This window comes from Yoonia sp. GPGPB17, from assembly GCF_037892195.1.
Classification (GTDB): Bacteria; Pseudomonadota; Alphaproteobacteria; order Rhodobacterales; family Rhodobacteraceae; genus Yoonia.
In genome coordinates this window covers 930,984-943,891 of sequence record NZ_JATACI010000002.1, presented here as the reverse complement: position 1 = coordinate 943,891, position 12,908 = coordinate 930,984, and the positions used below count along the sequence as shown (strand labels likewise).

Sequence of the window (12,908 nt, the reverse complement as noted above, 5' to 3'; positions counted from 1 at the left end):
CGCTAACCTCGCATCGCCTGCCCCTGTGGGTCATAGGGGGATGGCGCGATGATGGTACATTTACGTTCTACACCGACGATATGAACGGTCAGTTCGGTGCCTTCCATTGCCAAATCACTGTCCACCATCGCCATGGCGAGCGACATATCCATCGTGTGCCCGTATCCGCCGGAGGTGACGAAGCCGACACGCTTGCCATCCTTCCAGATGGGTTCATATCCGCTGGCATCCGCGTCTTCTGCCGCCACATGCAGCGTTACAAGTTGTTGGGCAGGTCCGTTCCCGTCGTGTTCCTGCAACGCGGCGTCTTTGCCGACGAAATCGTCTTTGTCCCATGCAATCCAACGGTCCATGCCGGTTTGCGCGGCCGTGTAAGCTTGGGTGAATTCCGCACTCCAGATGCCAAAGCTTTTTTCCAGCCGTAGCGAGAGAAGTGCATTGAACCCGTATTCACCGATGCCGAGATCGGCACCTGCCTCCAGCAACAGCTTGCGCAGGGCGATGTGATGCACAGCGGGGCAATGGATTTCGTACCCCAATTCACCCGCCACCGACAATCGCCCGATTTTGACTTTGTGCAGACCGATATCAAACGCGCCACACCCCATAAAGGGCAGGGCGGCGATGTCCCCATCTGTCAACTTTTCCAGCACCTTACGGCTGTTCGGTCCCGCCAGAGAAAAGCCAACCATGGCGTCGGAAATGTCCTTCACCATAACATCATCGCCCATATAGTCGTGGAACCAGCGCATGTGCCAATCGCGCAGATAATATGACCCCATGATCCAATAGGTGCCATTTCCCCAGTTGAAGACGGTCAAATCACCCTTCATCCGGCCTTCGGGCGACAGCATTGGTGCCAGACGGGCGTGCCCCGGTGCTGGCAGCTTGGAAGCCATGACATGGTCGAGCCAGGCCTCGCATCCAGCGCCCGAAACTTCGAACCTTGAGAACCCAGAGATGTCCAACAGCCCTACATTCTCGCGTACATTTTTGCACTCAGCCGCGACGATCTCATGCGCGTTTGAACGCTTGAGCGACGGTTTTTCTTCGAAGTCAGGCGTGGGTGCGAAGTAGAGCGGCACTTCCAGCCCCCAGCTTGCGCCCCATTGGCAGCCTGCGGCCGTCATGTCGGAATAGGCCGGGGCCATTTTCATCGGCCTGCCTGCGGGCAATTGTTCGTTGGGGTAGGTCATCACGAACCGGCGGGTGTAGAACTGGCCGGTGGTTTCCTTGATGAATTGTTTGTTCTCGGCAAAATCGCCGTAACGGGCGACGTCCATACCAAAGACATCTGCTTCCGGCTCGCCATGGATCATCCATTCGGCTAGCGATTTGCCAACACCGCCACCTTGCAAGAATCCGGCCATAACCGCACAGGCACACCAATAGCCGGGTTTGCCGCGCACCGGGCCGACCAGCGGGTTGCCATCGGGTGAGAATGTGAAGGCACCGTTGACCCATGTTTTCACACCGACCTCTTGTAAGGCAGGGTAGCGTTCAAACCCCAGAATAAGCTCCTTTTCGATCCTGTCGGGGTCTTCCTGTTGCAGCTCAAACCCATAGTCCCAGGGCGCGCCGTCCATGTTCCAATGCTCGTGATCAATTTCGTAGATGCCGAGCAGAATACCTTTTTGATCCTGGCGCATATAGGTGAACCCTTCGAGGTCCACCGTCATAGGCACTTCGAAATCCAATTCTTCCAGCTCCGGGATCGTATCCGAGATCAGATAATGGTGGTTGAGTGGTGACACGGGCAATTCGATCCCGGCCATACGCCCCACCTGTTTGGCCCAAAGGCCCGCGGCGTTGACCACGTGTTCGGTGTGGATCGTACCCTTTTCCGTCACGACCTCCCAGCCATCTCCGGTCTGGTTCAGCTCTAACACACGATTGTGTTCAATCACCTCGGCACCATGTTTTTTCGCCGCACCGGCATAGGCGTGCACCGTGCCTGTCGTATCGATATAGCCTTCACGGTCAGCCCACATGCCGCCAAGAATACCGTCGGTCGACATGATCGGGCAAAGTTCCTTGGCCTCTTCTGGGCCGATCAGGCGACAGTCATCAATCCCGATGGATTGGAAGGTGCGGTAGGCCGATTGCAGCCATTCCCAGCGATCTGGTGTACCCGCCAGTGTGATTCCACCGGTCATATGCAGCCCGATGTTCTGGCCTGATTCTTCTTCGATCTCACTTAGCAGATCGATGGTATAAGCTTGCAGGCTGGCGATGTTTGGGTCTGCATTCAGCGCGTGAATGCCGCCCGCTGCGTGCCAGCTTGACCCGGCTGTCAGCACCGATCTTTCGATCAAGCATACGTCTTTCCAGCCAAATTTCGCTAGATGGTACAGCACAGAGGTGCCAACAACGCCGCCGCCAATGACCACGGCCTGATAGTGAGATTTCATGAATGGACCCTCCGCATCGTCCCGGCGCGTCTGGCATGCCGGGTATTCTATACATTCCTGTACAGAAACACTGCATCAGTTTAGACAGTTCTGTCTAGGGTTTTGATATTAGCCTGCTGCGATGTCAGCTGTGCGTAAGTTCAGCAAGCTGTCGCGCCCTTTGCCGGTGCTACAACATGCGTGTGATGCCAACGCAGACGATACGGCTTCAGGGTTGCACCACCGCGTCGCTCCAGGCCCTCAGGAATGCGTCGCGGTTCAGCTTGTCAAGGTAGACCAGCAATGCTGGCCCAAGACGGATCGGCCCATAGGCACGGGCCTCGGGCGTATCTGCGGCACCCAAAGGGGGCAGGGCCCAGATCGCAGATGCCTCGCGCATGCCCTCTTGCAACAGCCGGTCTAGGAACAATCCCGCCGCTTCTGTTTCGGTGGCGGTTGCGGGGATCAGAGCGGTCCGCAGCATGACCGTGGCGTAGTCTTCCAACTCAAGGATTTCTAAACGGTCGTCGCGCGCAATTCTTTCAGCAGCATATGACCCCAACACGTTGTATGCCAGCGTCAGTCGGCCAGAGGCCACATCGTCGATCATCTGTGCTGAGCAACAATAAAGCTTGGTCCCGCGTGTGCCCATCAGTTCCGATAGCCGCCAGAATGTATCGGAATTGCGCGCTTCCTGTGTGGCGAACAGATATCCCAGACCACTGGTGCGCACATCATATGTACCAATCGCATTCTCAAAGATCTCAGGGCTTTGGCGTAGAAGGGCAATCAACTCTTGCCGGGTTGTGGGGCGGTCCAAACCGGCAAAAAGATCACTTGAGATGACGGCGACGGCAGGTTCGGCGGTAAAGGCAAAGACCTGATTGCGCCACCGCGCCCAGACCGGCAGGGCTTCGGTCACCGGCGAGGTATAGGGTTGCGCGGTACCATCATTGGCCAGTTGAAACTGCAAATCCATTGCCGAGGAAATTGCGACATCGAATATGGCACCGTCCTTGATGGCTGTATGCAAGGTGGCGCTGGACGTCACAAAGTAGTCAATTCCGATTGTTGGGTTCTCAGTCTGGAATTGCTGAATGAATGGCTCGAAGACATCCAGATCACCGGTGGAAATCACCTTGATGGTTGTGTCGCCGCTTCCGGGATAAAACCTTTGATCCTCAAGCTCCAGCGCAGCGATGGCATCCGCCTGGGCCGTTAGCGCGAGCGCTGCAATCAGGCTGCGGGCAAGATCAGTGAAACGCATGCGCCTGCTCCGTCTGTTGGGTTGGTGAGTTCCAGGCGGCCACCGTGGGCGTCCAACACTTCTTCGGCGATTGTCAGGCCAAGGCCAGAGCCCACGACCATGTCGACATTGCCGCCACGTTTGAACCGCTGCGTCAATTCGGGCAGCGAGCTTGCCGAAAACCCCCGCCCATGATCGCGCACGACCAGCCGCCAGTGGCTGCCGTCCAAACGATCAAGTGTTATCGCGACTTCGGTTTCCGCTGGTGAGTATTTGACAGAATTATCAAGAACATTGCGCAGCGCACTTTCCAAAAGGATCGCGTCACCCGACACAATTGCGGGGCCGTTTGCATCAAGTCGCAAGGCAATATCTTTCATTTCTGCCGTTGGTTGCAGCCCCTCTGTCACACGTGCGGCCAATTCTGCAAGGTCAATCCTGTCTTGTGCCAATGCATCCGCCCGAAAGCTGACGGTCGCATGATCCAAAAGCTGACTTGCCGAGCGCGAGCTTTCGTCAACGGCGCGGATGATCTGGCGCAGCATCTGTTTTTCGTCATCCTTTTCAACGGTATGCAGCGCAATTTCTGCCTGGGTACGCACGGTTGCCAATGGTGTGCGCACCCGGTGCGCAGCTTCGGCGATAAACTCTTCCGAACGGCGGATCGATTGACCCAAACGTTCCATCAGGCGGTTCAGTGCCACTAAAAGAGGTGAAAGTTCATCGGGCACCCGGCGCCGCAAAGGGCGCAAATCAGATGGCCCGCGTCGGGTGACCGCCTGCGCAAAGCTGTTAAGTGGTTGAAGGGCGTTGCCAGCGGCGAAGGCTCCCAAACCAACGGCGAGAATAAAGAGTGCGACGGACAAGACTGCCGCCGTTCTGGACAGCCCCGATCCAATCGCCTCGACCCCCGTTCGGGTTTGCGCGACAGTCACCAAAACCGGAACGGGTTGTTGTCCTGCCAGTACCGTGCGTCTGACCGTCACGGTGCGCACCTGATCACCGCGATAATCGATGGTGCGGACGGTCACATCACCGGGGCGTTCTGGGGTGCTGGGTGGGATCAGATCATCATAACCGGTCAGCGTTTTACCGTCTGCGGCGACGCGATAGAACACGCGATCTTCGCCGATGGCATCCAGCATTGCGAAGGCAGAGTAGGGGAGTTCGAGCAAGATTGTCCCCTGTTCGCTGCGCAAGGCCTCGGCAATTGTGGTGGCCGACGCGACCAATACGTTGTCTTGCGTCCGCTCGGCCGCTTCACGGGCAAAGCTCGTGACCATCCACCATGACAGGATTGCCAAGACCGCCGCGATCCCTGCCAAAAGGATCGTCAGGCGTTGCCCGATGGACCGCCACCAAAAAGGCCCGCTTGCGGTTTCGCTCATGTCCATGTCATCCGGTAGCCGACGCCGCGCACGGTTTCGATTTCAACGCCTGCGGCAAGCAAACGTTTGCGCAGGCGGCCAACATAAACCTCAATGGCGTTTTCGCTAACTTCGGCATCTTGCGAAAAGAGACGGTCCAAAAGCTGGGATTTCGAAAGAATCTGCCCTTTGTTGCGGGCAAAAACCTCTAACAGTCGTAATTCGCGGTTCCGCAAAGGTTTGATTTCGCCTGCATGGCTGAGTGTTCCGCCCGATGGATCAAACAGTGCGTCACCCAAAGGGATAAGCGCTGGCGTCGGTGTTCCGCGTCGCCTTAAAACTGCGCGACATCTGGCCTCTAACTCGGCGAAATCAAAGGGTTTTGTGATGTAGTCATCCGCGCCCAAATCAAGCGTATCTACACGATCTGACACTTGGCTGCGCGCGGTCAGAACGATGACGGGCAACCGCTCAGCCGTGCGCGTCTTGCGTAAAAACTCGCGTCCATCGCCGTCGGGCAACATAACGTCCAGTAGCATCAGGTCATAGTCAGCTACGGCCAGCCACGCATCGGCTTCGGCCAGCGTTTTCGCGTGGTCAACAGCATGCCCATCCAGTGAAAGCCGTGCAGTCACGGCTTCGCCCAATTCGATGTTATCCTCAACGAGCAAAAAGCGCATTGATTTGTGTTCCCTTCGCCCCTGCGATTGTGTTTGCCCCGTGTCAGGCTTGTGTCAGCTTGGCATGCGGTAGTGAAGCATGGGCGGGGAATCTCCGCCTGTCAAATGGGAGGAATACCGATGACAATGAACATGACCCGCCGGGTTGTGATGGCGGCTGCTGCCGTCACGCTGGCTTTTGCAAACCCCGCAATGGCGGATGGCCATCAGGTGATGGACGAGATTAACTTTCTGATCCCTGGCGGCGCCGGTGGTGGCTGGGACGGTACGGCGCGCGGCACCGGTGAGGCGCTGACAGGTGCGGGCCTTGTAGGGAATGCATCTTATGAAAACATGTCCGGCGGCGGTGGCGGTGTGGCAATTGCCCACCTGATCGAAAACGCGGACTCGCTGCAGAACACCATGATGGTGAACTCGACACCGATCGTGATCCGGTCTTTGACCGGTGTGTTTCCGCAAAGTTTCCGGGATTTGACGCTGGTTGCAGGCACCATTGGTGACTATGCGGCGATTGTCGTGAACACAGACAGCGAAATCCAGTCTATGGATGATCTGCTTGCCGCCTACCGGTCTGATGGTGTCAACTTTGCTGTTGGCGGTGGCTCGGTTCCTGGTGGTCTTGATCACCTTGTCGCAGCATCCGTGATGCAGGCGGCGGGTGAAGACCCAACAGCGTTCAACTATATCCCATATGATGCCGGTGGCGCTGCGATGGCTGGATTGCTGTCTGGCGAAATCAAGGCTTTGTCCACGGGTTTCTCTGAAGCTGTCACGCTGGCTCAACAAGGCGAAGTGCGTATTCTGGGTGTGACATCTGATGACCGCGTTGCCGCGTTTGAAGATGCGCCAACCATGAAAGAGCAGGGTCTCGACACCACATTTGTCAACTGGCGCGGTTTCTTTGCAGCGCCCGGTCTGTCTGATGACAAGCTGGCCATGATGCAAGACGCCATTGCCAAGATGTACGACACGCCCGAGTGGGAAGAGGTACGTGCCCGCAACGGCTGGGTCAACATCTACAACAACGGCGATGATTTCCGCAGCTTCCTGGAAGAGCAGGAACAGGTGATCGGTGACCTTATGAAGACGCTCGGCTTCCTGTAAGCTGGAGCCAAAAGGCCGCTCCGCGCATATGCGGGGCGGCTAACACATACGAGTTTTCGGGGAGGGACGTTCATGGCGCTGGATCGTTGGATCGCGCTGATCTTTGTCACGTTTTGCTGCATCTATGGCTATGCGGCATTCTTTACGATGGATCAGCTTCTTCCCCCCTTCATGCAACGCAACCCTGTCTGGCCATCGACCTTTCCCAAAGTGTTGGCCATTCTCGGGATCATCGTTGGTTTGATTGTTCTGCTTGGGATTGAGAAGGCCGAGGACAAGGACGCTGAGCCAAGTGCGACGGACATCAACTACCGCCGCCTTGGGGATTATAAGATCGGACAAGCTCTGATGCTTCTGGGGCTTATGGTGCTTTATGCGCTGATGTTGCGTCCCGCTGGTTTTCTGATCTCGACCACAGTTTTTCTGATCGTCGGTAGTGCAATTCTTGGGGAACGCAAGTTTCACATCATGATCCCAGTCGCAGCCCTTGCGACCGGGTTTGTCTGGTATCTGGTACAAGAGGTGCTTGGCATCTTCCTGCGCCCTTTTCCGTTTTTCATGGGGATATAGGCGATGCTTGAAGGTATTTTTATTGGGCTTGAGGCCGCATTCTCCATTCAGAACATCCTTATGGTGGTCGCCGGGTGTCTGATCGGCACATTTATCGGGATGCTGCCCGGGTTGGGCCCGATGTCCATCATCGCGATCATGATCCCAGTGGCGATCACATTAGGTGATCCGGCTGCGGCTCTGATCCTGCTGGCAGGCGTCTACTATGGGGCCATCTTTGGCGGTTCGACCTCATCCATTTTGCTGAACGCGCCGGGGGTGGCCGGGACGGTCGCGACCAGCTTTGATGGCTATCCGATGGCGCGAAAGGGGCAGGCGGGTAAGGCGCTCACAATCGCCGCCGTCGCAAGTTTCGCAGGCGGTACAATCGGGGCGATCCTGTTGATGATCTTTGCGCCTGCTTTGTCGTCCGTGGCATTGCTATTCCATTCCGCCGAGTATTTCGCGCTCATGGTGGTGGGCCTCTCCGCAATCGCAGCCTTTGCAGGCACGGGCCAGGTCGCTAAGGCGCTGATGATGACGGTGCTTGGGTTGATCCTTGCCACGGTCGGCGAGGGCGCATTGTTCAATATGCCCCGCTTCACGATGGGCCTGATGGACCTGCAATCAGGCATCAGCTTTATCACGCTGGCGATGGCGATGTTTGCTTTGCCTGAAGCGATGTTCCTTGTTCTGAACCCGGCACGCGGGGCCAGCAATGCCGAAGGCGGCAGCAATAAGATTACGAACCTACGGTTCTCTCGCGAAGAGGGAAAGGCGATGATCCCGGTGATCGGGCGTCAATCCGTACAGGGTTTCTTTATCGGCGTTTTGCCGGGGGCAGGGGCAACAATTGCGTCTTTTCTTGGCTACGCGGTAGAGCGCAACATTGCCAAGGGTGGCGAGCAGGAGGAGTTTGGCAAAGGCTCTGTCAAAGGCCTCGCGGCACCAGAGACGGCAAACAACGCCGCTTGTACGGGTTCGTTCGTGCCATTGCTGACGCTAGGTATTCCTGGCTCGGGCACCACAGCTATCCTGCTAGGTGCATTGATCGCACTGAATGTCACGCCCGGTCCCCGCCTGATGACCGACACGCCCGAGATCTTCTGGGCCGTCATTATATCCATGTTCATCGGCAATCTTGTATTGCTGATCCTGAACCTGCCGCTGATCCCTTATATTGCCAAGATTCTCGCGATCCCCCGCAACTATCTGATCCCCTTTATTCTGTTCTTCACGCTGATGGGTGCCTACATCGGGCAGAACAATGCAACAGAACTGTTGTTGCTGGTGGGCCTTGGGGTGATGGCAACGATCTTTCGGTTCGCGGATTACCCGCTCGCACCGCTTCTGATTGGGTTCATCCTGGGAACGATGCTCGAGGACAATTTTGCGCGTTCGATGCAGCTTTATCGTGGTCTGGACTTTATTGTCGAGCGACCCATGACACTTGGCTTGCTTGTACTGGCAGCGCTTTTGGTGCTGTTGCCAAGCTATCGTGCGCGGCGTGCGCGCAAACGGGCTGAAGGCGTGGCAGACGGCGATTGAAGCGATAAAGCGGCGGCAAAAGGGGCGCTGCGTGGCCGACTCGCGACCGTGCAGAGGTGGTTAAGCACTCGTTCGCATTTTGGAAACAAATGTGTCGGCATATTCATTCGAAAGGCGCTGATCTCGTAAATAGAGGCTGCGCAACGGCAGCCCTCATTTGCGATGGGTTCAGCGACCTGCTGAAATAATGATCACAAAATCAATACAATAGACCTGAATCCTGCAGGTTCTTTAGCGGTCATCGCCACTGCCTACCCGTTGTTTTGCGGGCCGCCGCGCCAAGAAATGCCTTAGAAAGAAACAATATTTGGACACAATTTTCGCCAATTTGCCCGCTTTGTTTCCAAGTGCAAGGGAAGCAGGTGCGATGTGCCGGTTTCTGATGGTTTTATCTGGGTCGTAGGTAGCGGGCCAATCACAATAGTAATTTAGGTAGGAGAGAAAACAGTGGCGTTCAATCTCAAGAAACAACTGAAAACGTCGGCAGCGGCAATCGCGCTGGCATCCGGGCTCTTGTTGCCTTCCGCAGGTATCGCTGCAGAAGTCACCCTGAGATCAACAGACGGCACGATTAACGTGACCGGCGAATTCATCGACTTTCGCGATGACACCTACATCGTGCGAACCGCACTTGGCGAGCTGCGCATCGCGGCCAGCAGTATGGTTTGCGAAGGGGCGGCATGCCCCTCATTCGAAGGCGTTTCAGCAGACGTAACCATCGTAGGGTCTGACTCAATCGGTCAAGGTATGATGCCATTGCTGATGACAGGTTTTGCCGCGGCGCTTGACGCTGACGCAGAACTGACCAACGCGTCCGCAGGCGAAACAGTTGCAACACTGATCGACGATGGCGGCTTCGGTGATGAGATCGGTGCCTACCTGGTGTCGACAACAAACGACAACAACGCGTTTGAGGCGCTTCTGGCAAGCGAAGCAAACATCGGCATGTCGTCTCGCCGCATTACAGTTGACGAAGCGCGTGCCCTGCGTGCAGACGGTGCCGAGCAGCATGGTCAGCCCGAACCAGGAACACATCATTGCCGTTGACAGTATGGTTGTTGTGACCCACGCGGAAAACCCGGTTCAGCAGCTGGATAAAGACCAACTGGCTGGTATCTTTTCTGGTCAGATTACAAACTGGTCTGAGGTAGGCGGCCCTGATCGCCCGATCAACGTGATCTCTCAGGAAGAGGGCTCTGCAAGCTACGAATACTTCATGGACTTCCTCTATGGTGAGGAGCGCCCCGCATTCCGTCCGCAGGGTATCTCACCAGACGATCAGGTTTTGTCGAACGTTCTATTCCACGACCGCAACGCCATTGGCTATCTTGGCTACGCCTTCCAGCGTGGTGCGAAGCCTCTGACACTGATCAACGAGTGCGGCATTGCGACAACGCCTGATGCATTCTCGGCCAAGACCGAGGAATACACCTTGAGCCGCCGGATGTATCTGTACAACCGCGCTGACAATCTGAATGCTTCAACGCAGCAGTTCCTTGATTTCGTAATGTCGAATGAAGCGGACGCTGTGATCGGCAAATCAGGCTTTATCGATCTTGGCATCCTGCGTCGCAGCCAGGCTGAGGGCGACGCGCGCCGTGCTGCGTTGATCGCAGAAATGGGACGCTATGACGTTGGTTTCGAAGGCGAAATCATGGGTGATATGCTGGCCGAGATGGATGAGCATGATCGTCTGTCGACAACCTTCCGCTTCCGTACCGGCTCTTCCAAATTGGATGAACGTGGTCGTTTGGACATGCAGCGTCTGATCGCTTTCCTTGAGCGCGTTCCTGATGGCACCGAAGTTACCTTTGTTGGCTTCACCGATGATGTTGGTGCATTTGACGCCAACCAGCGCCTTGCCGAACAACGAGCAGCCGCGGTTATGGACGAGATGCGCAACATTACAGGTGGGTCGCTGAGCAACGTCACCATGTCGACGGCTGGCTACGGTGAAATCGCCCCATCGGCCTGCAACGTCTCTGAGCGTGGCCGTGGTATCAACCGCCGCGTCGAGGTATGGATTTCCAAATCTATCGAGAGCTAAGACCAATGGCGATACGTGTTTCGTAGGCACGTATCGCCAAACCGAATAACCGGACTGACAAAGAGTGAAGTCGACTGCGTATAAACTTGACTGACCTCAGTAAGATGACACAGCAATTTCGTCCCAGAACCGCTTTCACTCGACTTTTTTGTTAAGTGTATTCAGTTCCTGTGCGTCGCCGTTGAAAGTGTTTTCTAGCCTCTGAAAGTCGTCCGCTAACAACGAAGAACCGGTTTTGCCCAAATTGGTTTGATCAGCCCAAGGATCGTATTTTGTCCTTTTGCTTGATCTGTAGGTGCAAAGGCACTGGCCAACGATACGGCTTAACACAAAAGCATGATAGGATTCATGGCATGAAAACTGGAATGACGACCCCCGCAAACACCCCGCGCCGCGCTGCGCCGTCCGGGCGTGCCCTTTCAAAATCACTCTGTGTAGCACTGGCGCTGGTTGCGATGCCCGAATTGGGTGTACTCAGCCCCGACACCGCCACCGCACAATCCATCGACCGCTCGCTCTATAAAGGAGGTAAGGCCCGCGTCAGTCGTTCCGCAAGTTTGCGATCGTTGACCGAGGCTGTCGCTTCAGCCAGCTGCCGTGCAAGTGGCGGTATTGGCGTTGAGACAGCGCAAGCCGAATTGGCGCGATCCTATTCCGACTTTGACCGCATCATTGATGGGTTGGTGAATGGAAACCCTGCGCTAGGTATGCCTGGTGCGGAACAACGCGGACGGACATTGACCGCGTTGAATGAAACCCATGCCCTTTGGGAGCCGATGGAAGCGGCGGCCAAGACGATGGCCAACGGGCCAGCGTCAGCAGACGATGCTGCGGTTATCAACGATGGATATGCCGCCCTGTTTGACCAAACTGAACAGTTGGCGTCTGTGATTTCCGGGCAATACTCTGATCCGCAGCAACTTTTGCAAAGTGACGCAACGGTACTGAACTTCGCGATCCGCCAGCGTGCATTGGCTTACCGTATGACGCGGCAGATGTGTGAGTTGGCAACAGGCACCGGTCAGGCGACAACGCCGGATGGGTTGAAGGAAACGGTTGATCTGTTTCAGCAGACTTTGATCGCATTGCGCGACGGTTTTGCGACCGCCGGGGTGAACCCGCCACCGAATGATGCGGTTCGGGACAGTCTGGTCAGCACATTCGAACTCTGGCAGGCCGAACGGAGTGCTTTTGATGCTGCGATTGCCGGTCAGGTGCCAACCGCGGACATGGTCAATGCCGCTGCTGCCCTGACGCAGACGCTTTCGGTAGCGATGAACAACACCATTACGCTGTATCTGATTGCAACGCCCGGTCAGGATGGTGTTTACCGCATCCCGCTTGAAGCTTACGCACGCGATGAGCTGGCAGGGTGGTTGACGGAGCCAGCTTTGATCGACGCGATCAAGGCGCAAAACATCGCTCACGACGGATTGTCTGAGGATGAAGTCATTGCGCTGGATCAGCAATGGCGCGCAGAGGCTTAGCGATGGTGGCGGCCCATTGATTGAAAAACTGCTGACAACGGCCGTCTCGACCTGGTTGCTGGACAAGCAGGATGCGACAGCGGGATTTGTGACCGAAGTGTTCATCATGGATAATAAGGGCCTTAACGTCGCCCAAAGCGTTGAGACATCCGACTATTGGCAGGGTGACGAGGCGAAATGGCAACAGACTTACTCTGTTGGTCCAGATGCGCTGCACATCAGCGAAGTCGAATTCGACGACAGTACCGGTTTCTATCAGTCGCAGGCCTCACTCGCGATTTCGGATCCGGCCACCGGAGAAGTGATTGGTGCGGTAACCTTCGGGATCAACGTGCAAAACCTGATGTAATCAGATTAAGAACAATAACTAAGGCGAGCCTTGCGGGGCTCGCTTTTTTGCTGCGGCTTCGTTGTTTTGAAACCTATATGCCGAGCAATAGGACAGGAGTATGTCTTGTGCGGGCTTTCGCTGCGGTTGCGCGAAGGTCAG

At 56.1% G+C, this 12,908-nt stretch carries 11 protein-coding genes; 7 read left to right on the top strand and 4 right to left on the bottom strand.

Annotated features, from left to right (window positions below; genetic code table 11):
- Positions 1-2 precede the first annotated feature (2 nt).
- The 4 genes from QTO30_RS05135 to QTO30_RS05120 all read right to left on the bottom strand — a co-directional run bounded on the left by QTO30_RS05135 (position 3) and on the right by QTO30_RS05120 (position 5,683).
- Complete coding sequence (locus tag QTO30_RS05135; protein WP_340422954.1) at positions 3-2,411, bottom strand: GcvT family protein; 2,409 nt, start codon at positions 2,409-2,411, stop codon at positions 3-5.
- A gap of 208 nt (positions 2,412-2,619) precedes the next feature.
- Entirely contained in the window at positions 2,620-3,657 is a 1,038-nt protein-coding gene (locus QTO30_RS05130; RefSeq protein WP_340422953.1) for an ABC transporter substrate-binding protein, read from the bottom strand.
- Positions 3,627-5,024, bottom strand: coding sequence for a sensor histidine kinase (locus QTO30_RS05125; protein WP_340422951.1), 1,398 nt, complete (start codon positions 5,022-5,024; stop codon positions 3,627-3,629). The genes QTO30_RS05130 and QTO30_RS05125 overlap by 31 nt, the downstream gene beginning before the upstream one ends.
- The gene (locus QTO30_RS05120) at positions 5,021-5,683 is read right to left on the bottom strand and encodes a response regulator transcription factor (protein WP_340422950.1); all 663 of its coding nucleotides are present in this window, start codon (positions 5,681-5,683) and stop codon (positions 5,021-5,023) included. The genes QTO30_RS05125 and QTO30_RS05120 overlap by 4 nt, the downstream gene beginning before the upstream one ends.
- A gap of 120 nt (positions 5,684-5,803) precedes the next feature.
- Here QTO30_RS05120 and QTO30_RS05115 point away from each other — a divergent pair, with 120 nt between their 5' ends.
- From QTO30_RS05115 to QTO30_RS05085, 7 genes are all read left to right on the top strand, one after another.
- The gene (locus QTO30_RS05115) at positions 5,804-6,787 is read left to right on the top strand and encodes a tripartite tricarboxylate transporter substrate binding protein (RefSeq protein WP_340422949.1); all 984 of its coding nucleotides are present in this window, start codon (positions 5,804-5,806) and stop codon (positions 6,785-6,787) included.
- Between the two features lie 72 nt (positions 6,788-6,859).
- Complete coding sequence (locus QTO30_RS05110) at positions 6,860-7,357, top strand: tripartite tricarboxylate transporter TctB family protein (protein WP_340422948.1); 498 nt, start codon at positions 6,860-6,862, stop codon at positions 7,355-7,357.
- Positions 7,358-7,360: 3 nt separating this feature from the next.
- A complete protein-coding gene (locus QTO30_RS05105; protein WP_340422947.1) occupies positions 7,361-8,884 on the top strand; it encodes a tripartite tricarboxylate transporter permease in 1,524 nt (507 codons plus the stop codon).
- Between the two features lie 447 nt (positions 8,885-9,331).
- Positions 9,332-9,931, top strand: coding sequence for a hypothetical protein (locus tag QTO30_RS05100; protein WP_340422946.1), 600 nt, complete (start codon positions 9,332-9,334; stop codon positions 9,929-9,931).
- Positions 9,894-10,931, top strand: a complete 1,038-nt coding sequence (locus QTO30_RS05095) for a phosphate ABC transporter substrate-binding/OmpA family protein (protein ID WP_340422944.1) — start codon at positions 9,894-9,896, stop codon at positions 10,929-10,931. Before QTO30_RS05100 ends, QTO30_RS05095 begins: the two co-directional genes overlap by 38 nt.
- 353 nt (positions 10,932-11,284) lie before the next feature.
- Entirely contained in the window at positions 11,285-12,418 is a 1,134-nt protein-coding gene (locus tag QTO30_RS05090) for a type IV pili methyl-accepting chemotaxis transducer N-terminal domain-containing protein (protein ID WP_340422943.1), read from the top strand.
- The gene (locus tag QTO30_RS05085; protein ID WP_340422941.1) at positions 12,384-12,767 is read left to right on the top strand and encodes a hypothetical protein; all 384 of its coding nucleotides are present in this window, start codon (positions 12,384-12,386) and stop codon (positions 12,765-12,767) included. The genes QTO30_RS05090 and QTO30_RS05085 overlap by 35 nt, the downstream gene beginning before the upstream one ends.
- The last annotated feature ends 141 nt before the right edge of the window (positions 12,768-12,908 follow it).